Here is a 25979-nt window from a genome sequence, read left to right on the forward strand (position 1 = left end):
GTTTTGAAAGAAACTGAACGTGCGTTTCTAGCTTGCAAGGGCTCTCCCTGACGAAGGCATAACATGTGGTAACCAACCCACGGATAGCAGCGTGCCGACCGTCGCTCGCATTTTTGCTCTCGCGCCACGTGCTCAGGCAGATTTAAAACCGAGGGCTTGACAAAAACGTTCATAGCAACGGACCTGAGAGACGCTATTGGGTCATTTCCCACAGATTTCCCAACGTAACGGACACAGCGGACGTTATTAAAGACTAAATGGAGTCACCGGTGCCGATTTCGCCCAAATAAGGACTTCTCGGTCCGTTACATCTCTCTAGGTCTGACCTCCAGGTTTATAACGCCTCCTAGGTCCGTTAGCGCACCAGCTTACAGCAAAAGCCCGGCCAAACCTGCAATCGCAGATTGGCCGGGCTTTTACCCGTCTCCCGGAACCCTCGGGAAATCGGGTCAAGCTTATTTTCAGGCGCTAAGCCTGCCTTCTATACAGTGAATTTCGACAACGACTCTTTCAAGCCAGCCGACACATTCTCCAGTTTGTTTGACAGCTGTACCAGTTGATCGCCGACCGTTTGCTGTTCGCTGGAGAGCGATGCAACCTCTTCGGACGTGGCGGACGATTGCTGTGCGACGGCACTGACGTTGCTCATCGCTTCCGACAAGACCGCTTGCGATTCGTTTAGCTGGTCGATGGAAGCCGTTACGGAATCCAGGTGACGCACGAAGCCTTCCATTTGTTGCTGCACAGATACGAAAATTTGGTTGGTTTCCTGCACCGATGCGATTTGCTCTTGGAAGATTGGGCTCGCCTCGGACAAGGTCTTCACCGTTTCATTCATCTCTTTCTGAATCGTATCTGTGATTTCGCCGACCATGGTGATCGACTGACGCGACTGATCGGCCAGTTGGCGAATTTCATCGGCAACGACCATAAATCCGCGGCCTGCAGCACCTGCGCGGGCTGCTTCAATCGTAGCATTAAGCGACAGGATATTCGTTTGCTGCGTAATGTTCTGCATGACATCAAGCACTTTCAAGACGGAGCCAGTGCTTGCTTTGAGCGAGTCGACCTTGGCGGTCAAAGCGTTGATCATTTCGACCGTCATATTGGTTTTCTCCATCAATCCGTTCAAATACTGAGTCCCTTGCTGACTGGACTTCTCCACCTGACGAGCCGAAATCTCCATCTCTTTGTTCGATTGGACAACGCGTTCCATTTGCCGGGAAATATTCTCGGTCAGCTCATTACCGCGTTCCGCTTCGTTAGCCAGGCTGGTTGCCCCGTTAGCGATTTCTTCAGTCGCCACGGCGATTTCTTTCGCAGACAACGCCGTTTTGTTCGACGCTTGTGTCAATTCAGCAGCCGTATCCAATACATCCTGTGCGGAGTTATTGGTTTGCTTAACGAGGGCTGTGATATTTTCCATCATCACATTAAAGCTTACTGCCAATTGACCAATTTCATCTTTCGATTTCGTGTTCATCCGAACGTTCAGATTCCCTTTGGAGCCTTCCTCCATCAGGTTTCTCAGCTTGCCCAGCGGATAAGCGATCATCCGAACCATCCATACCCCGATCAGAATGGCAATGATCGCAACCACGATCAGCGAGAAGATCGTAAACATCAGAATGCGATTTGCGCTCTTCGTCAGTTCAGCCGTATCGACGGTACCGATTAACTTCCAGCCGGACGACTGGGTGCTATAGGAAGCAAGGACAGCGTTGCCGTTGGCATCCTTCGTCCGGAAAGTACCCGAAGCCTCGGTGGCTTGTCCCATATCAAATTCGGACGGATTTCCTTGATCTCTTTCAACGGAAGAACCTACAACGATGTTATCTTGAGTCACCATTTGCAGCTTGGAGTTATTCCCCAGCTTAACCTCTTTCAAATAGCCGTCTAGGATTTCCAGGTTGATATCAGCAATCAGAATAAAGCGTTTCATGCTGTTAACGCTCTGTACCGAGCGAGCTAAACGGAAGACTTCCGTGCCCTTACCTTTCGATGGCACTTGCATCCATAAAGTTTTAGTGGCGCTGGTCAGATCTTTAAACCAGGCTTCTTCGCGCACGGTATCCAAGAACGTGACATCGGCACTGCCCGAAGTGACGTCGTCCACAATGTTGTCAGCCGACAACATGTAAACGGCGGAAACCCCCTTCGTGGAGAAGGTCAACGTATTCAGACGTGTTCTCATTTTGTTGGTTGCCGTAAACTTGTCATAATCCGAAATGTTCGCCAACGAAGCATCCATAATAGCATTTTGCATTTCATCGTCTAGGAACATTTGCTGCAGGTTTTCCTCATACTTCTGCATGACGATATCCAGCTTCTGCGAGGTTTGTACGATGGTCTGCAGGTTTGCTTGTTCTGCATTGTCTTGAATGGTTCCCTTCGCCATTTGGGACGACATAATCCCGATCGTTAGGACGAAGAACATGATTGCGACAAAGAAGATTAGGAACAACCGTACCCCTACTGCTTTCGCAGGGTTCAATTGTTTCGGCAGCTTGTCCAGGAAATTAGCCCATACAGCTTTGGTATCTCCCTTTGATTTTCCTCCTGGCTGAACCGACTTGGATTTCCGCTCTCCCTTTTGTTTCTTATCCTTCTTCTTGCTGTTGGTTTCTTGGTCCTCGTTCTTCGGAACCAGACTCATGTTGATCACCCACCACTCATAATAGTTGCAGACCTCAATTTTTAGGCTTGAGGTCGTACATAATGCTGTTGGTTGTTCACATTTCTCGTCAGCTACTCGAAATATTCGACAATTCCTGACGTTCTCCTCTATAATATCGGTTCAATATGTGGTGGATTTTAAATAATATTAACAAAAGTCACAAAAAAGGGCCTTTCGTCCTAGAAACGAACAGGCCCCAAAGCATATTGATTTTTTGATTACTTTCTTTTACGCATCATATCGAAATAGGAAACCGGTTGATCCACCTTCATTTGGACCCGCTGCAACGGGTGGCGGGCGGCATCCAATTCATTGCCTTCTTCGTCGTAGATGGTCCCCACCTTCTGCTTAAAGAACGTCCCGTTTGGACCAAAGAATTCGACTTCTTGTCCCGGTTTGAAGTGGTTGCGTTGCTGGATCGTTGCCATTCCTGTGGATTCATCATAAGCCATCACCAATCCAGCAAAATCATAAGGTGCTGCCTTCTCTTCCGGCTCGTAAATATGATCCTCATGATCTGGAGTATCGTAGAAAAATCCGGTATTCAGCGGCCGATTCGCCGCTTTGTTGATTTCTTCGATCCATTCCGGCTTCAAGACGTAATTGTCCGGATCCGCCATGTAGGCATCAATCGCTTGGCGATACACATTGACGACCGTCGCCACATAGTGGATGGATTTCATCCGACCTTCGATTTTGAAACTGTCGACTCCAACGTCAATAAGATCGGGAATATGCTCTATCATGCACAAGTCCTTCGACCCCATCGTGAAGGCATGATCGTTCTCCTCAAACATCGGCAGCTGAGTTACGCCCAAACGGAACTTCTCCAGTACTCTGCTATCGCGGGCTTCTTCCTCAGAAATCCATTCACTACCTGAACGGGCGTCCGTGAATAGATCGTATTTCCAACGGCAGGATTGGCAGCATCCCCCGCGGTTGGAGTCACGGTCGGTAAAGTGGTTGGACAGCACGCAGCGTCCCGAGAACGAAGAGCACATCGCTCCATGAATAAACGCCTCGATCTCGATGTCGACATGTCGTTTAATTTCCTCGATTTCCTCAAGGCTGGTTTCCCGTCCCAGAACGACCCGCGGCAAGCCTTGCTCTTTCCAGAATTGCACAGCCTGCCAGTTCACAGTAGATTGCTGGGTGCTCAGATGAACCTCCAGCTCGGGAACAACCCGTTTCGCCGTCTCGATAATCACCGGGTCAGCGACGATGATAGCAGCGATGCCAACCTCGTAAAGGTTCCGCAAATACTCCTCGATGCCGTCCAAATCCTCATTATGAGCATAGATATTCGTAGCGACAAACACCTTAGCGCCATATTTCTTGGCAAATTCCACGCCTTCCCGCATTTCTTCAAAGCTGAAATTATCTGCATTGGAACGAAGGCCATATTGTTGTCCCCCGATATACACGGCATCGGCGCCGTAATGGACAGCAAATTTCAGCTTCTCCAGATTGCCTGCCGGGGCAAGCAGCTCAGGTTTCGCCAGCCGATGACGTTTTCCCGTATATTTCGGGATATGCTTCTCCGCAGTTTGCATCTTCGTTCACCTCTCATCATTTTTTGGGTATTTAAATTTAAAATATAGGTCAAAAAGAAAACCCTACAACGCCTATCTCTTAATAAACTTGTTCCTTATAAAAGAAGCCAAACGACAGTTCGCGCTCCGGATCTTGGACCTCGCGAATCGCCTCAAGCCAGCTCTCATCAAGCTCATAGCCATCCGGATCGCGGGAATAGGCTTCGATCGCGTTATGATACGAAGCAATAATCACTTCGTTATAGGATACCGGCTTCAGCAACGTCTCAATTTTGAAGCTGTCGATGCCAGCCGCCATTAGCAGATGCAAATCCTCCAAGATGCAAATATCGTCTGAACTCATAATATGCGTTCCGTTCACATCTTCGAAGATTGGAAACTTCTCATCCGGCCGCTCAGCCTCGATCAGAAACAGCCCGCGACTCATTCCCAGGTTGCTGTCCGGATCAACCGGCCGTCCTTGAGATACCATATAGCTATGCACCAAGCGTCGTTTCGAGTGATAAATATTGGTCATTCCGTGCACCTGAACTTCCGCTTCGATGTTCAGTTTTGAAGGCATCGCGGTGATCTCGTCCATATTCAGCTCCCGAGCCAGCACAACTCGGGAAGCTCCCTTCGTTCCCCAATAGTTCGCAGTGGCATAGTTGGTGGAGGTCATCTCCGCATTCCAATGCAGCTTCAATTGAGGTGCCACAGTACGCACCGTTTGAAGCACCGCCGGATCGCCGAATTCAACGGCATCGACGCCGCACTCCGCTAACTGTTTTACATACTCAGGTAACCCTTCGAGCATGTCATTTGTCATCAAGTTATTCAAGCTAACATAAATTTTAGCTCCATACTCACGCGCTACCTTCACCGCCTCAGCGATGTCTTGGGGCGTCATATCACCAGGGAGGCGCATCCCATAGCGAGCTTCGCCAACCAGCGCCGCGTCAGCCCCCGCCGCAAAATAGCGCTTCAGTTCTTCCAGCGAACCGGCAGGAACCAACAGTTCCGGTTTTTTACTCATGTTGATACTACCACCTTTAAAAGGTTGTTCAAAACATGATCTACATTTTGAACTTCCACCTTATTCATTGATTGGCCATCGCCTTGCTTGTTTCGATGTTCTTTAAGTGTTCCTTATAGGTTTTGGCGAACAGGTGCTCCCCGCTGCCATCTTTTTTCGTCACATAGAAAAGATAGTCCGAGGCTTTCGGCTCAAGCGCTGCTTCGATCGATTTGAGGCTTGGCGCCGCGATAGGTCCCGGAGGCAGTCCTTCATACAAATAAGTATTATAAGGGCTGTCCACGCTTCGCAAATCCGCATTGAGCAAGCGTTCCTTTGGTTTATCCAGCACATATTGCACCGTAGCGTCGATTTCCAGCTTCATGCCGTCCTTAAGCCGATTATAGATGACACCGGCCACGAGCGGCCGTTCACGATCCACAACCACTTCCCGCTCAACCAGTGAAGCGATCGTCATCAGCTCATTGAACGTAAGGCTGCGAGCCTGCAGCTTTTGTTCAAAATCAGGGATTTTGTCAATCCGGGTACGGGTTTCCTGCAACATTCGGGCAATGATGTCCTGCTCGTTGCTGCCTTTCTTCAGCTCATAAGTTTCCGGGAACAAATACCCTTCCAGCCGGTAGGTCAACCGCTCGTCCGTCGGGATTTGCGATAACAGCTCATCGTTCAGACCCGCGGCATCCTTCGCCAGCTTCAAAAATACAGCCTGATCCACTAAGCCTTCCTCCGCCAGCTTGTCAGCCATTTGTTTAACGGTGAAGCCTTCAGGAATCGTAAACCGAATCATCTCGGCCTTCACGACGTCGCCGCTGTTCAGCTTAGCGATAATCTCGTCATATGTGATGCCTGGCTGCATTTCATAGGTTCCAGCCTGAAACCGGCTTCCTTCCGACTTCCATTTTAAATAGGAAACGAACAAAAAGGAATTTTTAATTAGTCCCTCGTTTTCCAGCAACTTCGCGATATGCGCCGTTCCCGTTCCCGGTTCGATCGTAATCTTGACCGGCTGTTCCTTCGCTTCAACCGGGAGCATGCTGGTGTACACATAAAATCCGGCCGCCCCTGCCCCGATCATCACGATCAGCAGCAGAACAGCCAGCCATTTCAGCGCTTTCCTCAAACCGCCTTCCCCCTTAACAGCCAAAAAGAGCGGAAATCTCCCGCTCTTCCCGGACTGATCTATCGTGCTCTTGCAACGCCCTTCCCGTTACTCTGGAAAGGTCAATTCATCGTATAGCTCAGAGACGTTCTCCCATTCCTCGTCGTCATCAATTGTCACCAGTTCCAGCTCATCGCCGTTCGTCACGATTTTGAAAATCTCCGGCTCATCATCCTTGGACGCGTCCTCCGGCAATAATACCGCATAGGCCGCTCCGGCGACGTCAAATTCCTCAACGACTTGATAATAGGAGACATTGCCCGATTCGTCCTCAAGTTCTACGACTGGGCCAAATGTGTCGCGAACCCGCGACGTCATGACTGCTTGGTCTGCTGTAAATTCAGTCATTGCCCATCTTCTCCATCAAACTCGTCGATCAACGTATTAAAGGTCTCCTCGACGATTTCCCATTCTTCGTCGCTTTCAATTGTGTACAGCTTCAGGTCATCGCCGTCTTCCTCGTAACGGAACGCGTATACCTCTTCGCTCTCTTCATCTTCATTCCCATCGGAATCCAAAGGAACGACCATCATATACTTGGCGTCCGAACCGTCGACTTCGAATTTCATAATCACTTCGAACTCTTCTTCATTGCCCTCATCATCGGGGATATAAATAATTTCCGGTTCTTCTTCATTTCCGATACGATCTTTAGACATACGCGATCACCCTCACTTTATACTCTTAGAGTCCAAATAATTTTGCAAAATCAAGCTGGCAGCCATCTTGTCGACGACACCCTTGCGTTTCTTCCGGCTGACATCCGCATCCAGCAACGTACGCTGCGCAGACACGGTAGTCAGCCGTTCATCCCAGAGATGCACGGGCAGATTCAGCTTCGCCCGAAGATCCTCGGCAAACGCCATGCATATTTCTCCACGGGGACCAATCGTACCGTTCATATTCTTGGGCAGCCCCACAACGATTTCTTCCACCTCGTGCTGCTTCACAAGCTCGGCAATGCGCTCAAATTCGCTGCCTTCCTTGCGGCGCTCGATGGTTTCGAGCCCTTGGGCGGTCCACCCTAAGCTGTCGCTCACAGCCACTCCGATCCGCCGGTCCCCGTAGTCTAGGCCCATGATTTTCATGTATTGCTCCTTTAAAATGCGGATTCACCGCGTATCCGTTCTTGAGAAGGTTCGCTGCCATCAACGGTGATTCGCCATGTAAAAGCGCACCAACTCTTCGATCAGCTCGTCGCGTTCCTTCTTGCGAACCAAGCTTCTCGCATTGTTATGACGCGGGATATAGGCCGGGTCCCCCGATAACAGATATCCGACGATCTGGTTAACCGGATTATACTCCTTCTCCTGTAAAGCCTGATAAACCGTAAGAAGAATCTCCTGCGCCGACGCTTCTAGTTCATCGCCTTTGACGTTAAATTTGACGGTTTTATCCATGGAGTCCATGATGACACCTCGCTTCTTCGACATACGCCTTTATGATCGCAGCTATTTTCCTCTTAGCCTAATCATACTATACCATATCATGGGTTCCATAAGGAAATTTTCAGTGATCTGCCCCGTCAAATTTTCACCACCTTCTCAGGCTTGGGAAGCAATCCACTCCGCTGCTACTTTTAATGCTTCGTCCAGCTTGCTGGCATCCTTGCCTCCGGCCTGGGCCATATCCGGACGACCGCCGCCTCCGCCGCCGCATACCGCTGCAACTTCCTTAACGAGCTTGCCGGCATGCAATCCGCGAGCCACTTCTTCCTTCGGAACTACGACGACAAAATTCACTTTGTCTTCGTTTGGCGCGCCCAACACCAGCACAGCATCCGGCAATTTCACCTTCAGCTCGTCAGCCAGCGTGCGCAACGCATCCATGCTTCCGGCTTGCACGCGCGCAGCCAACAGCTTGGTTTGACCCACGCTCACCACTTGGCTCGTCAATTCACCAGCTTCGATCACGCTCAGCTTGCTTTGCAGCGATTCGTTCTCACGGCTCAGTTCCTTAAGCTGCTGGAACAATCCTTCCACGCGTTTCGGCACATCGTTGACGTTGGCTTTCAGCAGACCAGCTGCTTGCTTCAACAGGTCCAGCTGTCCATCCATAAACAGATATGCGCCGCGTCCGGTCACAGCTTCGATCCGGCGCACCCCGGAACCAATGCCGCTTTCGCTGACGATTTTGAACAAGCCGATCTCCGCCGAATTGTTCACGTGACAGCCGCCGCAAAGCTCCAAGCTATAGTCGCCAACCTTGACGACGCGAACGATGTCCCCGTACTTCTCACCGAACAGCGCCATCGCCCCCATCGCTTTCGCTTCATCGATTGGCTTCAGCGAGGTAGTTACAGGCAAGGCATTCCAAATCTGTTCATTGACGCGGCGTTCGATTTCCGCGAGTTCCTCCGGCGAGATGCTGCCGAGGTGAGAGAAGTCGAAGCGCAGGCGTTGTGGTTCAACGAGGGAACCAGCTTGGTTCACGTGTTCGCCAAGCGTCTCCTTCAACGCCTTATGCAACAGGTGAGTTGCCGTATGGTTCTTTACTGTGTGGCTGCGTTGTTCACGGTCTACGGAAGCGGTAACTTCGGCGCCAACCCGCAGTTCACCGGTCTTCACCGTGACTTGATGCACATGCTGCCCATGAGGAGCTTTAAACAAGCCCTCCACATCGGCGCTAGCGGAGTCGCTATGAATCGTCCCTTGGTCGCTGACCTGGCCGCCGCTTTCCGCATAGAACGGCGTAGAAGCCAGAATCACTTGACCCGATTGGCCCTCGCTCAAGGAATCCGCAAAAGCGTCATCAACCACAATCGCTACAATGCTAGTGGTAACTTCAAGCTCATTATATCCAACGAATTCGGTTTTAGTCGTAAAATCCGCCAAAACGCCGCCCTGCACCTTCATGCTGCCGCTATCGTGGCGGGCTGCCCGGGCGCGTTCACGCTGTTCTTCCATGGCGGCTTCAAAGCCTTCGCGATCTACGCTAAGCCCTTGCTCCGCTGCGAAATCCTCGGTCAAATCCAGCGGGAAGCCGTAAGTATCGTACAGCTTAAACGCATCAGCCCCGCTGATCTGCGTGCGGCCTTGCGCTTTCGCTTCAGCACTGATATCGGCCAGAATCGCCAAGCCATCACTCAATGTTTCATGGAAGCGTTCCTCTTCCGTGCGGATGACTTTCTCGATAAACTCACGTTTGGTAACTACATCCGGATAGTAGGTGCCCATGATGTCGCCAACCGTCTCTACCAAGCTGAACATAAAAGGTTTGTCCAATCCGATCAGCTTGCCATAACGTACCGCCCGGCGCAACAGGCGGCGGATGACATAACCGCGGCCTTCGTTCGAAGGCAGAACGCCGTCAGCTACCGCAAAGGTCACCGTACGGATATGGTCAGCAATTACCTTAAGTGCCACGTCACTGTCCTCAGCAGCGCCGTAAGTTACACCAGCCAAGCTGGCGGTCTTTTGGATAATCGGTTGGAACAAGTCGGTATCGAAGTTGGAGTTCACGTCCTGCAAAATCGACGCAAACCGCTCAAGTCCGGCACCGGTATCGATGTTTTTATTCGGAAGCGGCGTGTAGCTGCCGTCCTTGTTGTGGTTGAATTGTGAGAACACCAGGTTCCACACTTCCAGGAACCGTTCATTCTCCCCGCCTGGATAACATTCCGGATCCGATAGATCGCCGTAAGCGTCGCCGCGGTCATAGAAAATTTCCGTACAAGGTCCGCAAGGCCCTTCCCCGATATCCCAGAAGTTATCCTCCAGCTTAATGATGCGTTCTGCAGGAATGCCGATTTTTTCATTCCACAGTTTAAATGCTTCTTCATCCTCAGGATATACGGTAACCGACAGGCGATCTGGATCAAAACCGATCCATTTCTTATCCGTCAGGAATTCCCAAGCCCAAGTAATCGCTTCTTCCTTAAAATAGTCCCCAATTGAAAAGTTCCCCAACATCTCAAAAAACGTATGGTGCCGGCGCGTCTTCCCGACATTTTCGATATCGTTCGTGCGAATACACTTTTGCGAGTTGGCAAGGCGCGGATTTTCCGGCTTGACCCGCCCGTCGAAATACGGCTTCAGCGGTGCCATCCCAGCATTGATCCACAGGAGCGAAGGATCGTTATGCGGGACGAGCGAAGCGCTAGGTTCGATTTTATGGCCTTTGCTGGCGAAGAACTCCAGCCATTTGGAACGGATTTCACTTGCTTTCATCGTCTCTTGACCTCCTAATTGTTCCTCTAAAAATAAAAACGCCCCTGAAAATCAGGGACGATTCAAATCGCGGTACCACCCTGGTTATCGCTTCCGATTGCGGCTGGACCGTTGTCCGCCGGATTCTAAAGCGATCGCCTCGTTGGTCCGATAACGGGGACCTGCCGGTGAATTTGTAGTCCACACTCCGAAATTAGCTTTCCGTTCGCGCGAGATTTCAGGTTCTCTCAGCCACCGCCTCAGCCCCCATGCGGGACGCCAACTGCAGCGGAACCCTTCTCTGGCAAATCCGCTTGTCGAACGTACTGGATTTCATCAACGTTTTGAAAATTTTCACATAACATTTTAAGTATATAAGGCGAGGAACGCCGTGTCAATGCAACTTGTCCGCCTGAATCACATCGCTTTGCGGCGAACATAGTAGGCATAGAAATGCTGAATAACCACCTTCACCACGGCAAAAAACGGAACCGCCAATATCAGACCGGGCACCCCTGCCAACTCCCCGCCAATAAGAAGCGCCAAAATGATCAGCATGGGGTGCATATGTAAGCTCCGTCCCACCACCTGCGGAGAAATGACGTTGCTTTCGATCGTTTGGCACAACATGTTGACGAGCAGGACCAGCAGGACCATTTTCCAAGAAATCGTCGTCGCCATAACCAAGGCCGGAGCCGCCCCGAGAAATGGCCCCAGGTAAGGGATGATGTTGCACAGAGCAACCACTCCTGCCAGCAACAGCGCAAACGGCATGCCGATGAGCATATAGCCGATGTAGGCGAGCACACCGATAATAACGCATACCAGCAATTGCCCCCGGACATAGTTCCCTAAGGCCATATCGATTTCCTTAAGCAGCGTTAGGATCGACTTGCGCCGGGAGCGCGGCAAGTACTGCAGAATCAGCCGCTCAATCAGCTCGATATCCTTCAGCATGTAGAAGATCAGGAACGGGATAATAAACGCATTAAACACAACGCCAATCGTTGTTCCGATATTGTCCAGAAAACCGGAAATGGCGCTGGCCAACCGGTTTTCAAATTGATAAAACCAATTGTTCATGCCCATGCGGATGCTCCCTGGCAAAATCCCGTTGTCCCATCGATTCATCATTTGCTGGGTATGAAACGTAAGCTCCGGCAAATGCTCGCCCAGCTCCTCCAGTTGTTCAACGAACATCGGAATCACATTCATCAGCACCACGGATAGGCCAGTCAGAAATACCGCATAAATCAGCAGCACGGCCATCGTCCGCGGCACCTTCCGCCCATTAAGCATCCGAACGATCGGATTTAAGACATAAGAAATAATGATGGCGATGACAAACGGGGCGAAAACCGCCTTCAAAAATCGATAGACAAGGGCAAACATCGGCCGCAGCTGCCACACAAAAAACAGGATCACCAGCCCCAACAACAGCCAAACGCCATATCGAAACAGCTTGCTTTGGGTGATCGGGATCAGCGCTTGCTTCTGCTCTTCCCGCTCTTGTTGCTCGTTTGGTGCAGTTTGCGTTTGCTCCATCTGCTGCTTGCGTGCTTGCTCCCTCTGTTCATTGGCTCCCATCGATGTTACGCCCCTCCCTGCTTCACACAGCGAAATACTCGTATAGATTAGTATTTGTCAGTGGAGGTAAATTTATGAGGGGAGTTGATCGCGACTGCCGGGTCGCATGCTCCAAAAGGACCTGAGAGGCGTTATTCGGTCATTTCCCGACCATTTCCCGATGTAACGGACCCAGCGGTCGTTATATAGCCAAAAATGCAGCCAACCGGAACAACTTCGCTGGAATAAGGTCATCTCCGTCCGTTAGATATCAAAGGTTCGGTTTTCGCGACCAATAACGCCTCCCGGGTCCGTTAGCCGGGCGTGCAAACCGAAACAGCCCGGACGCATCTAGTACTACAGATGTGTCCGGGCTGCTACAAGCCTTCAAGCAGGGAAATAACGTCAGCGGATCACCCTACTATTTGCCGCTCAGCGGCCCTTCAACTCCTCATAATGCGCCAGCACCGCTTGATGGATGGGGTGCTCGGCGTCGAGGCCGGTGTATTGGGCCAGGGTCTTGGAAGCACCAACTTCGCGCAGCGACGCTTGCAGCTCCGCGGCTTCCGGATCGTCCGGAACATCGAAACAGAGCGCCATCGCCATCGTCAACGCCAGGTACCCGTATCCAAATTCACGTTCATACGCCTGCGTTGCCGGGGAGACCAGCCGATCGCCGGCGGACAGCTTGCGGATCGGTGAACGGCCAACCCGCGAAACCTCGTCCGTCAACGCCGGATTGGCGAAGCGCTCCAGAATCGTATCGATATACGCCTGATGCTCGGCTGGCGAAAATCCATGTTTCGCCACAAGCACCGCCCCGGTCTCCGAGAGGACGGCGCGCACATGCTGGACGACTTTTTGATCATTCATCGCTTCCTGAATCGTCGCATGGCCCTGCAAATATCCCATATAAGCGGCCGAGCAATGGCCGGTATTTACAGTAAACAGCTTGCGTTCGATATACGGCTCCAATCGGTCAACATAGTGGACGCCTTCGACCCGATGAAAGCCCTCAAACATTTGCGATTGGTCAACCGCCCATTCATAAAATGGCTCGACCACAACCTGCAGCGGATCCTCATGCTGCTGCAACGGAACGATCCGGTCAACCGCCGCATCCGGGAACGCCACATGATCGTCCGCCCACTGCCGCGTAGCTTCATCTAATTGGGCGTAAACATGCTCTTTGAGCTGGGAGCTGCCGCCGATGGCGTTCTCGCAGGCAATGATATGCAGCGGGGCGGCTGCGGCGCTATCTTTCCGCAGGGTGAGCCCTTGGGCAATTGTACCGGCGATATGCTTCAAGATGTTTACACCAACCGCCGTCGTTACCAAATCAGCCGCCGCAATCGCCTGAGCAGCCGCAGCGGGATCGCTCATGCTGTTAATCGCCGTTACGCCTTTGACAATCACGGTCTCTTGCTGATCGCTGGCCAAGGTAACAGGGTATTCCTTACGCTGGGCCAGCTCCGAAACAAGCTTCTCGTTCACATCAACAAAGCATACCTCGTAACCGGAACGAGACAACAGCAACCCGATAAATCCTCTGCCGATATTCCCTGCGCCAAAATGGACCGCCTTCATCCTTCCATGCCCCCCTCAAGGATCTCCGCGATTTCCTCTTCCGTCTTCGCATTCATAATTCGTTCCAGATTAGACTCATCTGAGAACACCATCGCAACATTCGTCAGAACCTCCATGTGATCCCCGCCGGCTGCGGCGATGCCAATCACGATAAAGGCTGGCTCATCCCCGCCAAAATCAACACCTTCCGGGAAGCGGACAACCGACAGGCCGGTCGAGGAAATCATGCCTTTGGCTTCTTTCGTCCCGTGCGGGATCGCCAGACCTCCCCCCATGTAAGTGGAGACGATCTCTTCGCGCTCGATCATTTTGTCCACATATTCTTCCGTCACGTGACCTGCGTCGACCAGCAGCTTTCCTGCCATACGAATGGCTTCATATTTATCGTTTGCCTTGCCGTTCAAAATAATTTTCTCTTTAGACAGTATTTTCATGATTGTTCTCTCCCTTTCCACGGATTATCCTATCTTCTTTTAGTTACAAATTCTCAAAATAAAACAGCAGCTCGGTCGCCAAAAAATTTCGGATCTCCTGACGTTCTCCGGTTTCCAGCAGCTCTACCAACTCCGGCTTAAGCAGCAAGGCGCTGATTTCGCTGAGCACTTCCAAGCTCTCGCGAGACAACTCTCGCGGCGCGAGCATAAATAGCAATGCGCTAACTTCTGTATCCCCGTCAAGTACCACAGGTTCTTCCAAGCGGAACAACGCCAGTGAACGGTAATTCACAAACCGGGTTCGTGTATGAAACAGCGCCAGCGACGTGCCCGGAATGACCTGACTGGCCATCTTCTCCCGTTCCAACAAACGGTCGGTTACGGCCTGAACATCGGATATAGCGTGCTTCAGCTGCCACTCCTTCGGCTCAAGTCTAGCGGGACCGGACGGCGGGACGAATCGTTGGTTCATTTCCTCCAAAGCCGTCGAAACCGTCTCCCGTAAGGAGAGCCCTCGATTATTTAAATCGCGGACGTCAAATTGCTCCAGAAGACTGACAACCTCGTTCAGTGATACCGACAAGGACCGTACCTTGTCAAATGCCCTGGTTTTCGTGGACTCCGACTCAGGTGTCACCTTACGAGATTTTAATACGGTACGCTGGACGTATTCGAGCAATCGCTCCGTGTCCTCATCCGTTAATAACGGACTTAGCTTTACGTAACGATCCTCCGGAAGAGGCAAATCAATCGTCGAGATGATTAAGTCGTAATCCGATTCAGGATACCGCTTCGCCTCGTACCAAGATACATTGCCCAGCACTTCGATTTGCGGCATTTCTTTGGCCAGCCGCGTGGCCAGCAGCTTGGAGGAGCTTAGCCCGCTGGAGCAGACGAGAATCGCCCGCATGTTAAGACCAAGCTGATTCAGACGCTCCATAGAGGCTCCGAAATGCATCACCAAGAAGCCAATCTCTTCGTCCGGAACCTCCAGGCCAGCCACACTTTCGTTCATCGCCTCACGTACGATGCCAAACAACTCATCGTAATCTTTGCGAATGGCGCCCAGCAATGGGTTGCGGATGCGGGAGCCTTCGCGGATGCGTTTAAAAGCCGGGCCCATATGCTCCAGCAGACCGTTCCGGAGCAGTCGATCTTCCTGAAACGGAATGCCGGTGCGCTTCACGACGTTCTCAGTCAACCGATATACCGTCTCAACCAACTCGATATCCGCTTGGACGAGCTCGGGGGAAGCTTCTTTCGCCCGGCTGAACAAGCCATTCATATAAGCCAGTTCCTCCGGCGGAAACGTAAGCTCCAGCTTCTCAGCCAAACGGGAAGCGAAGCGAGCCGTTTCGGTTTCATCCTGCTCCCCGCCCCCGGCGGCAGGCTTGTTATTTTTACCTGAGCAATGGACTAACCTTCCTGCCTTCATCCGATTCACTGAAACGGAGAGACGAATAAGCAGCTGGGTATAGGCATTCTCGGACAAATGCTCCGTCCAGCTCCAATTCATCGCCCACAACGTGTTTTCGATCGTCATGAGGTGATCCGTCCCAACGACCTCAAGCAATCTGGCGGTGGCGGAGGAGACCTGGTTTTCTGGCGTGCCTCCAATCAAGTCAGAGTAATCCAAGTGCTCGACCGCCAGTTGGCATAATGCCGCGCGTTTCTGCTGTTCCTCGCCAAGCAACTCCACGCCGTAACCGCGGCGCCGAACCAGTTCCAGTCCAAAGCGGGTGAACCAGGGCTCCAGTTCATCCAAATCGCTGCTGACCGTTGCTACCGTTACCTTTAAGCCATGGGCCAGCGTAAACAGCTTACACGGCTCCTGCTCCTCAAGCAAACGGCAGATCAGCAAAAGATGTCGCTCTTCAATGGAATAGTCGCTGGCATTATCAACCAGCAGCAATCGCTTGGCCTCTTGCAGCTTCTCGCCCTCCTCGCTATCTTCGGGGTTGCTCCAGACCGAGATTCCGGTGCCGGATTTCCGGTGCAGGACTAAGTCGAAATAGGCTAATATTTTTTCAATCTCGTCCAGTTCCCGGTGAACCGTTCTGACGCTGACGTTGATTTCCGCAGCGATTTCCGCAGCGGTCATCCCGTGCTTGCGTCCAAGGAGGAGAACGAGGATTTGCTTTTGTCGTGCGGTCATTTTCCGCATATCAAGTCTCTCCTAATATAGACGCAAAACACCGGCGACAAAATCGCCAGTGTTCTGCCCCCGCATCGTAACTGGCGTTGCTTAGCCTTTCAAACGCTCAACCAGTTCATCGTATTTGGGACTTTTCAGGAAATTATCAATGGAGATATGTTCGGCGTCCGGTTTGTTGGCGATCGCGCGATCCGTCAGCGTTTTTTGCGTAATAACGATGTCGGCATCGCTTGGGATTTCGCTGACTGCCGAGTTCACAACCGTCACCTTCACGCCGGCGTCCTGCATTTTCTTTCTCAGAACGGAGGCACCCATCGCACTGGACCCCATACCGGCGTCACAAGCGAACACGATTTTGTTCACCACTTGCTTCTTCACTCCGCCTGCTGCAGCAGGAGCTGCCGCGTCGGATTTTGCACCTGCAGCTTTCATTTCTTTCATTTTCGCTGAAGCTTCAGCCAGATCCATTTCCTCATCCGTTTGTTTACCCGTTTTGAGCAGCAGCGACGCAACGAGGAACGAAACGACTGCCGCAACAATGACGCCGCTTAACATTGGAATGTAACCGCCTTTTGGCGTCATCAGGAAGTAAGCAAAAATACTACCCGGAGAAGGAGAACCTACAAGACCTGCACCGGTCAATTGGAACGTAAACGTACCAGCCACGCCGCCAGCCATTGCAGCCAACACCAGAATCGGTTTCATCAAGATATACGGGAAGTAAATCTCATGAATCCCGCCCAGGAAGTGAATGACAACCGCACCTGGAGCCGATTGTTTCGCCATGCCGCGACCAAAGATCCAGTAAGCCAGCAGGATCCCAAGACCTGGGCCCGGGTTTGATTCGAGCATAAACAGCATCGATTTGCCTACTCGAAGTGCTTCTTCCGCAGCAATTGGCGTAATGACACCGTGGTTGATCGCATTGTTCAAGAACAAGACTTTACCTGGTTCAATAATCAGGTTGACCAGAGGCAGCAATTTGGCGTCCACCAGGAAGTCAACACCCGAAGACAACGCTTTACTGATGGCGGTTACGACTGGGCCAACGCCAGCGTATGCCCCGAGTGCCATCGCACCGCCTAGAATCCCAATCGAGAAGTTGTTGACCAGCATTTCGAAGCCGGACTTAATTTTCCCCTCGACCAGTTTGTCGAACTGCTTAATAACCCAAGCAGACAATGGGCCAACGATCATGGCGCCAAGGAACATCGGAATGTCGCTGCCCACGATAACGCCCATTGTCACAATCGCTGCTGTCACTGCCCCCCGTTTGCCGTGGATCATTTGCCCACCGGTGTAGCCGATGAGGAGTGGCAGCAAATATTTGATCATAGGATCGACGAGTTGGCCGAGATATTCGTTCGGAATCCAACCGGTCGGAATAAATAATGCGGTAATGAGCCCCCATGCGATAAACGCGCCGATATTCGGCATTACCATACCGCTGAGTGCACGGCCGAACTGCTGAACCTTCACTCGGGCTCCGCCGGTTCCTGCAGACGGCTGTTTGGTTTGTGCTGTAGCCATAAAGAGTAACCCCCTTATAAAGATGCACGGATGAACAACAATTTGCTTGTTGGCTTACCGTGTTTCTACCCTCATCCTAATTCAAAGCGCTTTCTAACTCAATCAAATCAAAACACGGTTTCGTCATGATTATTGTTGTCAACATTTGAAGAGTGATTCCCTCCAAAAATAAAAAAGCTGCCCCCTTCGGTCTTAAAAGGGACAGCTTGTGCATCTTTACAGCCTCACCGGAATATATTTTTACGAGGAAGCGTGCATTTCCGAGAAATCCTGTACCATTTCCTCGCCGAAGAACAGATCATCCAGAGAACTGAGCGTTCCGTCTTCTTCTACTTGGTATACGGACATTTTGTCGCCGTTTACCGTTAATTCGATAAAGCAACCCCAGCAATAGAACTGGTGGGAGCCGATCTTCCCAATATCCTTGGAATTGCAATTTGGACATTTCATCATAGAACCATCACCTATCCATCCACATAAAAATTCACGGCTTTTCAAGCAGCTGTTCGCTGCCCAGGGGCACCATGATCGCGTTTTCCCCTCGGGTCATTTCCGGCATAAATGGCAGCAGCTTGCGCCCTTCCATCAGATCGGTGAAAAACCCGTCGCTAATTTCAATTCCAGTAATTGTATTTCCCAATTCGTGTTCAAAATAAACATCCGTTACATGGCCTAGACGTATTCCGTCTTCAGTCAGGACAGGCAGTTCTTTTAATTTTCCATTTCCCGTTAAGAAGGTATTCTGTATATTCTCGGCTCTCCACTTGCGGACAGCCTGTTGATTGCAGATCATCACGGCATCTTCACCGTAAGCCACGATATCCTCCCATCGCACGGCCTTGACACTGGAATTCCAAAACAATCGATTCTCCAGTTGGATGCCGACGATCGACCAATTAAGGTCCAGGAGGATGTCAACGACTTTCCCGACCTTCTTGCCATGCTCCACATCATAGACGGTCAGGCCGATCATTTCTTGCATTCTCATGTTGGAATGGACACTCCCTGTTTGGGCATCTCATGTGAATCCCGAAAAACCGATCCTCCCCTCCGCAAAAGCTAAATTGAGCCCAAAAATATGCCCATTATTTTCTTCTACGGAGACGTTCCAGGATGGTTCCAATTTTTTCGGCGATTTCGTAAATTTCTTCCCTAGTATTACCCATTCCGACGCTAAATCGAATCGCAGAACGCAAAAAACTTTCCGGAAGATGCATCGCTTCCAGCACATGAGACGGCTCCAGCGACCCCGAAGTGCATGCGGAACCGCTGGAGGCGGCAATGCCCTCCATATCCAAATTCATCAGCATCGTCTCCGAATCTACCTCCGGGAAGCTGATGTTGATGATATGCGGCAGGCGATGCGTCGGATGGCCGTTGACATGGAACGCCTCGCGAGTAATCCGCTGCTCCAGTGCGGACAGCAACTCTCGGATCAACTCCTCATCGTGAGCGACGCGCGCCCCCCGCTCCGCCGCAGCCAATTCCACGGCTTTGGCAAAACCTGCGATGCCGGCCATATTTTCCGTGCCTGCCCGGCGCTTGCGCTCCTGCAACCCGCCGTGTTGCATCGGCTCCAGCACCAGATCCTTCCGTACATACAAAGCCCCAACGCCTTGCGGTCCGTTGATTTTATGCGACGAGAAGCTCATCAAGTCGACCGGCAGATCCCGACAGGAGATCGGCAATGCGCCGAGCGCTTGCACAGCATCGACATGAAACACAATTCCCCGCTCCCGTGCAATTTCGCCGATTTCAGCAATCGGCTGAATCGTGCCTACCTCATTATTGCCATACATCACACTAATCAAGATCGTATCGGGGCGGATAGCCTCCCGCACTTGCTCCGGATGCACCAGTCCATAACGATCCACAGGCAAATAGGTCACTTCAAACCCATCCTTCTCCAAGCGCTCGCAGGAGTGCAGTACCGCATGATGCTCGATAGAGGTCGTAATGATATGGCGTCCTTCCGCTTTCCGGGCGTACGCCGTGCCAAACAACGCCAAGTTATCGCTCTCCGTTCCGCCGCCCGTAAACACCAGCTCATCCGGACGGCAGCCGATGTGCTTAGCAACTGTATCTCGCGCCCCGTTCACCAAGCGTTTGGCCTCCCGACCGTAATAATGAACGCTGGAGGCGTTACCAAATTGCTCTCGCATCACCTGCAGCATCGTTTCCGCAACCTCCGGATGGATCGGCGTGGAAGCGGCATGATCTATGTAAATGTGCTTCATGGCTCTCACCTTGTCCCAGAACTTTTTTGATAAAACGTAAATGACCGCCCCGGAGTCGGGACGGTTACCGAATTGTTCGTTGATTGTATCTTATCTCATTGTTGATGGCAAGTCGGTTTACAAATTAAATGTAGAACATGTAATTTTCTTTGGTTCCTTGTTCCTCGAAGTTCACCAGATTCTCCAGCGTTGTCGAATCCAGCACTTCAGCGATGCTGTCGCGGATCCGCAGCCACAAATCGCGTTTGGCCGGATCGTCTTCCTCGGTGAAATCCACCGGAGAAATCGGCCCTTCTAATACGCGAATGATGTCTCCCGCCGTAATTTCACTAGCTTCTTTGGATAGAATATAACCGCCGTAAGCACCGCGTACGCTCTTCACCAGACCTGCGTTACGCAGCGGCGCGATTAATTGCTCCAGATAATGCTCGGATAATTGGTTTTTCTCGGCGATGCTTTTCAGAGAAGTTGGCCCTTCGCCGTATTTAGCGGCCAGCTCCATCATAATCGTCAATCCGTAGCGTCCTTTTGTCGAAATCTTCAAAGAAGGCACCTCTTTCAATTTTCAAATAAACTTTATATAATTGATCCTTGATCCTTAAAAGAACAGTATCAGGCCATTCGCCGCGTTCTTCTGCGACAATTGCGCCCAAATCCGGGGATTCCTCCCTATTCCTATCTTTACCCTGTGCTTATCGTAACATATCATATGTGTTTTGGGAAATAAAGCGACAATTGTGGTAAAATAAACGACGAGCGACTCGCCGCTCAAAGGAGTGATCATGATGGCTAAGCCTAACAGCGAAACCCGCGTCGTCGTCGGCATGTCTGGCGGCGTCGATTCCTCGGTGACGGCACTTCTGCTGAAGCAGCAGGGCTATGACGTCATCGGCATATTTATGAAGAACTGGGACGATACCGACGAGTTCGGTTACTGCACCGCGGAAGCGGATGCTGAAGACGTTCGCCGCGTCTGCGAGCAGATCGATATCCCTTACTATACCGTGAACTTCGAGAAGCAATATTACGATAAAGTATTTGCCTACTTCCTCGAAGAATATAAGCGGGGCCGGACTCCTAACCCGGATGTGATGTGTAACCGGGAGATCAAGTTTGGCGAATTTTTGAACAAAGCGCTGGACCTCGGCGCAGATTACGTAGCGACCGGGCACTATGCCCGGGTCGTGGAAGAGAACGGGACGTTCAAGTTGCTGCGCGGAGTAGACAGCAATAAGGATCAAACGTATTTCCTCAACGCCCTGAATCAGGACCAATTGTCCAAAGCGATGTTCCCGATCGGCCACCTGCCGAAGCCGGAGGTACGGCGGATCGCCGAAGAAGCCGGCCTCTATACCGCGAAGAAGAAGGACAGCACCGGCGTCTGCTTTATCGGCGAACGGAATTTCAAAGAGTTTCTGAGCAACTACTTGCCTGCCCAATCCGGCGATATGATCGACATCGTCACCGGTGAGGTTAAGGGCCGTCACGATGGCCTGATGTACTATACGCTGGGTCAACGTCAAGGCTTGGGTATCGGCGGCTCCGGTACCGGCGAACCTTGGTTCGTGGCGGATAAGGATCTGGAGCGCAACATTTTGTATGTTGTGCAAGGCGACAAGCACCCAAGCTTGTACTCGACGTCGCTGATTGCTTCCGGCGTTAACTGGATCGCTGGCGCAGACAAAATGCCGGAGGGGCCGTACAAGTGCACGGCGAAATTCCGGTATCGTCAGCCCGATCAAGGTGTGACGCTGACGAAGCAACCAGACGGCACGGTACATGTCGCATTTGATGAACCGCAAAAAGCGATCACCCCAGGCCAAGCCGTCGTGTTCTACCAAGGCGAAGAATGCCTCGGCGGCGGCACGATCGAAGCCCCGGTGAAGCTGCGGACCGAGATTCCGGCTGTACAAGCCTAACCATAAAGAAGAGCCCCGCGTCAGTGAATGACGTGGGGCATCTTTTTTATGCAGAACCGGGCGCATGCATCTTGGCTTGCGAGCGTTTTGCCTTCCCTCGCCTCGCACCTTCCCTTTTACCTGCCGCTTCTGCGCCGCAGCTCCTGGTTATGCTTGATCTTTACCTCGTTCCCTTGCTCCGTGGCATGGTAGAACGTTCGGCCGGACAATCGCTTCGGCAGATACTCCTGCTGTACGTAATGCCCAGGGTAATCATGCGGGTACTTGTAACCTTCGTGCCCAAGCTTCGCCGCTCCCTTGTAATGGGTATCTCGCAAATGGAGCGGCACTTCGGCGGATTTGACCTCTTCAATCGCCGCCATGGCGTTCCCAATCGCTTCAACCACCGCGTTGGATTTTGGACTTTCGACCGCAAACAAGATCGCCTGGACAATATTCAGCCGTGCTTCCGGCCAGCCATTGTTGCGGTAAGCCTCCAAAGCGCTGACGGCCTGTACCATCGCCTGCGGGTTGGCCAGGCCAATATCCTCGCTGCTGGCAGCGATCAACCGTCGGATGAATGTCATCGGGTCCATTCCCAGCTTCTCAACCGCGTACAGGAACCAGAACACCGCCGCATCGCTGGAGCCGCGAATCGATTTATGAAACGCGGACAGCACATCGTATTGCGTGGACTCGTCCGCTTTGACGAGCGGCCGGCGGATCGATTCCTCCGCCACTTCGAGCGTAATGTGCACCGTCCCGTCCGATTGCGGGGGCGTGGTCATCGCCGCCAGCTCCAGCGCATTCAGCGCACGCCGAATATCTCCGTTCGCCATCGCAGCGATGTGCAGCAGCGCCTCCTCGTCAACCTGCAGCGGCATAAAGCCCAGCCCCTTCTCTTTGTCGGCCAAGGCCCGCCGCATCGCGATCAGCGAGTGCTCCTTCGTCAGCGGCTCCAGCTGGAACAGCGTGGAGCGGCTCATCAACGCACCGTTAACGTAGTGGAACGGATTTTCCGTCGTTGCCCCGATAAAGATGATCGTGCCTTTTTCCACCGCCGGTAGTAATGCGTCCTGTCTCGAGCTGTTAAATCGATGGACCTCGTCCAGGAACAGAATCGTTTTGGTGCCGTAAAAAGCTTTGTCGTTCTGCGCCTTTTCAATCACCTCACGCACATCCTTCACCGACGCATCCACCGCGTTGAGCCGGACGAACTCCGCCTTCGTCTGATTGGAAATAATGTGGGCGAGCGTCGTTTTGCCGCAGCCGGGAGGACCGTACAGTAAAATCGACGAGACCTGGTCCGCTTCAATCGCCCGCCGCAGCAGCTTGCCCGGGCCGACAATATGTTCTTGTCCGATATATTCATCCAGCGAGGTCGGCCGCATCCGGTCCGCCAGCAACCGCCCCGCCGGGCTTTGCTCTTGATTGAAAGAAAACAAATCCACCTTCAAGTCACTTCCTTGATCGTTAGCATGATAATCCGGATACATGGAATGATACCAAACTTATTCTAGCATACCTGACGTAAAAAACACTTATAGTTGTTCTTTCGCTTTTCCTGCTGCCGGAAATATGAGTTAATATAGATGTCGGGCCGACGAATCACGGGAAAGGGGGCTGATCGAAGTGATTTCAGTGAGTGAGGTGGCTGTCGCGTAACGCGGCACCACAATAAAACGGGGGGCTGGGAACAGCCTCCCTTATTTAGGTTTAACGATTCCTGTGTTAAGATAGATCCAGTTAAAACCAAATTTTGTCTTTATTTAAAGTCAAAGTCGTTTGTTCTACACCAAGAAGGTTGGAACAAGCGGTACCAATACTCAATGGAAAGGGGGAAGCGAGCATGTTGACTTATATCGTAACAGCAATCCAAGATGGAGCACGAAATAAGGAGGTACATGATCGTGAATTACAAAAATGGAAAGGATGTTCTTCCCCCTAGGCTGCTGAAGGAGCTCCAAACGTATATTCAGGGTGAGCTGCTTTACATTCCCAAGCCGGAACGGTCAAGGGCGTTATGGGGAGAACTGAGCGGTTCCCGCCACTCGATTGCTAAACGGAACGAAGAGATTTTTCGCTTGTACCGCGCCGGGAGCACGGTACGGGATTTAGCCGAAAGATTTCACCTCTCCGATGAAAGCATCCGCAAAATTTTAACCAAAATGCGCAGCCTCAGGCAACCCGCAACCGTGTCCGAGTAACGCCAACCCGGGGAACAACATCCTAATCCAAATCACAATCCTGATCCTAAACCCTAAGCCAGGACCGGCCGGTCTTGGCTTTATTTCTATAGATTCAGGTATAATGGAGTCATATCCTACTTCGAGCCTATACCAAACTGAGGTGACCCCCTTGACGCAGCAGCAACCTGAACCTAACTCAACTTCCGCGAATGCGATAAAAATATGCGCCTATTGCGGCGAAGCCAAGCCGCTGGGCGAATTCCTGCGCCGCACCGGCAAGCGCTCCGGCAAAGGCTCACGCCGGGGCGCTTGCCGCAGCTGCCGCGCGCTGCGCAAGCGGCAGCAGGCTGCCCAGGCTCAGGCCGCGTTGCCGCGGGCTGCGGCCGCTGAGCCCGCTGGCGCAGCGCTGGCAGCGCCAACGAAAGCGCCCGTGCCGGCGGCGCCAAGCGGCGACGGCCGCGCGAGCGAAGCCGCGGCGGCCGGGTCCAGCGCGCCGCCGGGCGCGGAGGCCGGCGCCGCAGGCACGGCCAAGGCGGCGCGCAAACGCAAGCGCAAGCGCCGCAGCAAAAAGGCCGCGGCACAGATCGCGGCCGTTCAGGACGGCGCCAGCGCCAGTGCGGCAGCGCCGGCGGGCGCCGCGGGGCGGTACGGGGGCGCTGCCGCGCCGCCCAAGCGGCGGATCAAGCGGGCGCTGCCCGCCCCGCCGCCAAAAGCCGAGGGTCCCGACGTCGGGACCCTCAGACCGAACCGCAACGGCATGATCCGCCTGCGCGGGCGTACCGACAAAGGTCGGCGCTGGCAGCAGGAGATCGACTATGACCTGGCGGTCACGCTCGTACGCGAGCACATGGCCGTCGTCGTGAACCCGTTCACCATCCGCCGTTTGTACACGAACAAGGCGTTTCGCCATTATATTTTGACGCGGGATCATTACACCTGCTTCTTCTGTGGAGAGTACGGCGATACAATCGACCATCTGCTGCCCAGAGCCAAGGGCGGTCACACAACACCAGTAAACTGCGTCTGCGCCTGCAATCTGTGCAACCAAAGCAAAGCCGATCGCTGGCTGGACGAGTTCATGCAGGACGACGCGTAATCAAAGTAAGTTCTCGTTTCCACCATCAATAGTCAATAGTCGAAACAGAGCCGAAATCCACAATGATGTGACCACGTGCTGTGATTCTATCTGAAAAATCGAGTACAATTGGGCTACCTTGAGCGATTTTAACTAAATGGATATGAAATTTCATATCCATTCGCGCTTTCTGAACGGTTTGCCCAAAATCTATGCGAAAAACCGAGTACATTTCGGTTTTTTGCTTTTTTCGGCAAATTATATATGAAAAATCGAACACATTTCTGACCACGTAACTTATGCGCTTCGCCACCAGGGATGATTTCCGAGTAAAGCCCCCTGTTGGACACATTGCCTACTTGCCCCTTCTCTATACCTCATCCAATCCACAAACCCTCTCCCATCCAACCTCCGTTCACCTGAGCGAGGGGGATACTGTACCTCTGTCAATAGAGTAGACACAAAGAATCGAGAAAATTATGCGGCAGATCGGTACATACGTTCGCACTCATTGGGCGTAGAATACCCAATCGCGGAATGGATTCGTTTTCCATTGTAGAAGCAGGTAATATATTCAAAAATGCGTTTCTTGGCTTGCTTGCGTGTTTTGAACTTCTCCAAGTAGACAAGTTCTTTCTTAAGCACACTGTGGAACGATTCAATACACGCATTATCGTAGCAGTTCCCTTTGCGGCTCATACTGCCTTTCATCTTGTAGGTGCGCAGCCGCGCCTGGTAGTCATGAGAAGCGTACTG

At 52.2% G+C, this 25979-nt stretch carries 23 protein-coding genes; 3 read left to right on the forward strand and 20 right to left on the reverse strand.

What is annotated here, in order from left to right:
- Window positions 1-481 precede the first annotated feature (481 nt).
- The 18 genes from M891_RS0118840 to cymR all read right to left on the reverse strand — a co-directional run bounded on the left by M891_RS0118840 (window position 482) and on the right by cymR (window position 20605).
- Window positions 482-2656, reverse strand: a complete 2175-nt coding sequence (locus tag M891_RS0118840) for a methyl-accepting chemotaxis protein (RefSeq protein WP_028539904.1) — start codon at window positions 2654-2656, stop codon at window positions 482-484.
- Window positions 2657-2895: 239 nt separating this feature from the next.
- Window positions 2896-4230: a peptidase U32 family protein gene (locus M891_RS0118845; RefSeq protein WP_028539905.1), complete on the reverse strand. Its 1335-nt coding sequence runs from the start codon at window positions 4228-4230 to the stop codon at window positions 2896-2898.
- 79 nt (window positions 4231-4309) lie between these two features.
- Window positions 4310-5245 carry a peptidase U32 family protein gene (locus M891_RS0118850; RefSeq protein ID WP_028539906.1) on the reverse strand — a complete coding sequence of 312 codons (936 nt, stop codon included), beginning with the start codon at window positions 5243-5245 and terminating at the stop codon, window positions 4310-4312.
- A 64-nt stretch (window positions 5246-5309) separates the two neighbouring features.
- Window positions 5310-6365, reverse strand: a complete 1056-nt coding sequence (gene mltG / locus M891_RS0118855) for an endolytic transglycosylase MltG (RefSeq protein WP_028539907.1) — start codon at window positions 6363-6365, stop codon at window positions 5310-5312.
- Between the two features lie 87 nt (window positions 6366-6452).
- The gene (locus M891_RS0118860) at window positions 6453-6752 is read right to left on the reverse strand and encodes a DUF1292 domain-containing protein (protein ID WP_028539908.1); all 300 of its coding nucleotides are present in this window, start codon (window positions 6750-6752) and stop codon (window positions 6453-6455) included.
- Window positions 6749-7063: a DUF1292 domain-containing protein gene (locus M891_RS0118865; protein ID WP_016311193.1), complete on the reverse strand. Its 315-nt coding sequence runs from the start codon at window positions 7061-7063 to the stop codon at window positions 6749-6751. Before M891_RS0118865 ends, M891_RS0118860 begins: the two co-directional genes overlap by 4 nt.
- Before the next feature lie 12 nt (window positions 7064-7075).
- Entirely contained in the window at window positions 7076-7492 is a 417-nt protein-coding gene (ruvX, locus tag M891_RS0118870) for a Holliday junction resolvase RuvX (protein WP_009224381.1), read from the reverse strand.
- 60 nt (window positions 7493-7552) lie between these two features.
- Window positions 7553-7813 (reverse strand): IreB family regulatory phosphoprotein, encoded by a 261-nt coding sequence (locus M891_RS0118875; protein WP_016311191.1) that lies wholly within the window; start codon window positions 7811-7813, stop codon window positions 7553-7555.
- A 135-nt stretch (window positions 7814-7948) separates the two neighbouring features.
- On the reverse strand, window positions 7949-10573 hold the full coding sequence (gene alaS, locus M891_RS0118880) for an alanine--tRNA ligase (RefSeq protein WP_028539909.1): 2625 nt from the start codon (window positions 10571-10573) through the stop codon (window positions 7949-7951).
- Window positions 10574-10969: 396 nt separating this feature from the next.
- Entirely contained in the window at window positions 10970-12139 is a 1170-nt protein-coding gene (locus M891_RS0118885; RefSeq protein WP_371859554.1) for an AI-2E family transporter, read from the reverse strand.
- A gap of 411 nt (window positions 12140-12550) precedes the next feature.
- Entirely contained in the window at window positions 12551-13705 is a 1155-nt protein-coding gene (locus tag M891_RS0118890; RefSeq protein ID WP_028539911.1) for a mannitol-1-phosphate 5-dehydrogenase, read from the reverse strand.
- On the reverse strand, window positions 13702-14139 hold the full coding sequence (locus tag M891_RS0118895) for a PTS sugar transporter subunit IIA (protein WP_016311187.1): 438 nt from the start codon (window positions 14137-14139) through the stop codon (window positions 13702-13704). The genes M891_RS0118890 and M891_RS0118895 overlap by 4 nt, the downstream gene beginning before the upstream one ends.
- Before the next feature lie 43 nt (window positions 14140-14182).
- Complete coding sequence (locus M891_RS0118900) at window positions 14183-16303, reverse strand: BglG family transcription antiterminator (RefSeq protein ID WP_028539912.1); 2121 nt, start codon at window positions 16301-16303, stop codon at window positions 14183-14185.
- A gap of 81 nt (window positions 16304-16384) precedes the next feature.
- Window positions 16385-17824: a PTS mannitol transporter subunit IICB gene (locus M891_RS0118905; RefSeq protein WP_016311185.1), complete on the reverse strand. Its 1440-nt coding sequence runs from the start codon at window positions 17822-17824 to the stop codon at window positions 16385-16387.
- 240 nt (window positions 17825-18064) lie between these two features.
- A complete protein-coding gene (locus M891_RS0118910; RefSeq protein WP_028539913.1) occupies window positions 18065-18274 on the reverse strand; it encodes a hypothetical protein in 210 nt (69 codons plus the stop codon).
- Between the two features lie 34 nt (window positions 18275-18308).
- Window positions 18309-18812 (reverse strand): PRC-barrel domain-containing protein, encoded by a 504-nt coding sequence (locus tag M891_RS0118915; RefSeq protein WP_028539914.1) that lies wholly within the window; start codon window positions 18810-18812, stop codon window positions 18309-18311.
- Between the two features lie 97 nt (window positions 18813-18909).
- Window positions 18910-20061: a cysteine desulfurase family protein gene (locus M891_RS0118920; RefSeq protein ID WP_028539915.1), complete on the reverse strand. Its 1152-nt coding sequence runs from the start codon at window positions 20059-20061 to the stop codon at window positions 18910-18912.
- Window positions 20062-20185: 124 nt separating this feature from the next.
- Window positions 20186-20605: a cysteine metabolism transcriptional regulator CymR gene (cymR, locus tag M891_RS0118925; RefSeq protein ID WP_016311180.1), complete on the reverse strand. Its 420-nt coding sequence runs from the start codon at window positions 20603-20605 to the stop codon at window positions 20186-20188.
- A 241-nt stretch (window positions 20606-20846) separates the two neighbouring features.
- Here cymR and mnmA point away from each other — a divergent pair, with 241 nt between their 5' ends.
- Window positions 20847-21980, forward strand: coding sequence for a tRNA 2-thiouridine(34) synthase MnmA (mnmA, locus tag M891_RS0118930; RefSeq protein WP_028539916.1), 1134 nt, complete (start codon window positions 20847-20849; stop codon window positions 21978-21980).
- Window positions 21981-22096: 116 nt separating this feature from the next.
- On the opposite strand, the gene M891_RS0118935 is transcribed toward mnmA, so the two are convergent.
- On the reverse strand, window positions 22097-23410 hold the full coding sequence (locus M891_RS0118935; RefSeq protein ID WP_028539917.1) for a replication-associated recombination protein A: 1314 nt from the start codon (window positions 23408-23410) through the stop codon (window positions 22097-22099).
- A gap of 453 nt (window positions 23411-23863) precedes the next feature.
- Here M891_RS0118935 and M891_RS0118940 point away from each other — a divergent pair, with 453 nt between their 5' ends.
- Window positions 23864-24166 carry a CD3324 family protein gene (locus M891_RS0118940; RefSeq protein WP_371859555.1) on the forward strand — a complete coding sequence of 101 codons (303 nt, stop codon included), beginning with the start codon at window positions 23864-23866 and terminating at the stop codon, window positions 24164-24166.
- Between the two features lie 151 nt (window positions 24167-24317).
- Window positions 24318-25244, forward strand: coding sequence for an HNH endonuclease (locus M891_RS25905; RefSeq protein ID WP_232228377.1), 927 nt, complete (start codon window positions 24318-24320; stop codon window positions 25242-25244).
- A 456-nt stretch (window positions 25245-25700) separates the two neighbouring features.
- Here the strand turns inward: M891_RS25905 and M891_RS0118955 are convergent.
- Window positions 25701-25979 (reverse strand): IS3 family transposase (locus M891_RS0118955; RefSeq protein ID WP_028538180.1); only part of this gene is annotated, 279 nt, incomplete at its 5' end.

The sequence above is a fragment of the Paenibacillus sp. J14 genome, assembly GCF_000518465.1.
GTDB lineage: Bacteria > Bacillota > Bacilli > Paenibacillales > Paenibacillaceae > Fontibacillus > Fontibacillus barengoltzii.

Coding starts and splice junctions, on each gene's coding strand:
- M891_RS0118840 (WP_028539904.1), bottom strand. CDS start 2,656: ATGAGTCTGGTTCCGAAGAACGAGGACCAAGAAACCAACAGCAAGAAG.
- M891_RS0118845 (WP_028539905.1), bottom strand. CDS start 4,230: ATGCAAACTGCGGAGAAGCATATCCCGAAATATACGGGAAAACGTCAT.
- M891_RS0118850 (WP_028539906.1), bottom strand. CDS start 5,245: ATGAGTAAAAAACCGGAACTGTTGGTTCCTGCCGGTTCGCTGGAAGAA.
- M891_RS0118860 (WP_028539908.1), bottom strand. CDS start 6,752: ATGACTGAATTTACAGCAGACCAAGCAGTCATGACGTCGCGGGTTCGC.
- M891_RS0118865 (WP_016311193.1), bottom strand. CDS start 7,063: ATGTCTAAAGATCGTATCGGAAATGAAGAAGAACCGGAAATTATTTAT.
- ruvX (WP_009224381.1), bottom strand. CDS start 7,492: ATGAAAATCATGGGCCTAGACTACGGGGACCGGCGGATCGGAGTGGCT.
- M891_RS0118875 (WP_016311191.1), bottom strand. CDS start 7,813: ATGGACTCCATGGATAAAACCGTCAAATTTAACGTCAAAGGCGATGAA.
- alaS (WP_028539909.1), bottom strand. CDS start 10,573: ATGAAAGCAAGTGAAATCCGTTCCAAATGGCTGGAGTTCTTCGCCAGC.
- M891_RS0118885 (WP_371859554.1), bottom strand. CDS start 12,139: ATGGGAGCCAATGAACAGAGGGAGCAAGCACGCAAGCAGCAGATGGAG.
- M891_RS0118890 (WP_028539911.1), bottom strand. CDS start 13,705: ATGAAGGCGGTCCATTTTGGCGCAGGGAATATCGGCAGAGGATTTATC.
- M891_RS0118895 (WP_016311187.1), bottom strand. CDS start 14,139: ATGAAAATACTGTCTAAAGAGAAAATTATTTTGAACGGCAAGGCAAAC.
- M891_RS0118900 (WP_028539912.1), bottom strand. CDS start 16,303: ATGCGGAAAATGACCGCACGACAAAAGCAAATCCTCGTTCTCCTCCTT.
- M891_RS0118905 (WP_016311185.1), bottom strand. CDS start 17,824: ATGGCTACAGCACAAACCAAACAGCCGTCTGCAGGAACCGGCGGAGCC.
- M891_RS0118910 (WP_028539913.1), bottom strand. CDS start 18,274: ATGAAATGTCCAAATTGCAATTCCAAGGATATTGGGAAGATCGGCTCC.
- M891_RS0118915 (WP_028539914.1), bottom strand. CDS start 18,812: ATGAGAATGCAAGAAATGATCGGCCTGACCGTCTATGATGTGGAGCAT.
- M891_RS0118920 (WP_028539915.1), bottom strand. CDS start 20,061: ATGAAGCACATTTACATAGATCATGCCGCTTCCACGCCGATCCATCCG.
- mnmA (WP_028539916.1), top strand. CDS start 20,847: ATGGCTAAGCCTAACAGCGAAACCCGCGTCGTCGTCGGCATGTCTGGC.
- M891_RS0118940 (WP_371859555.1), top strand. CDS start 23,864: ATGATCGTGAATTACAAAAATGGAAAGGATGTTCTTCCCCCTAGGCTG.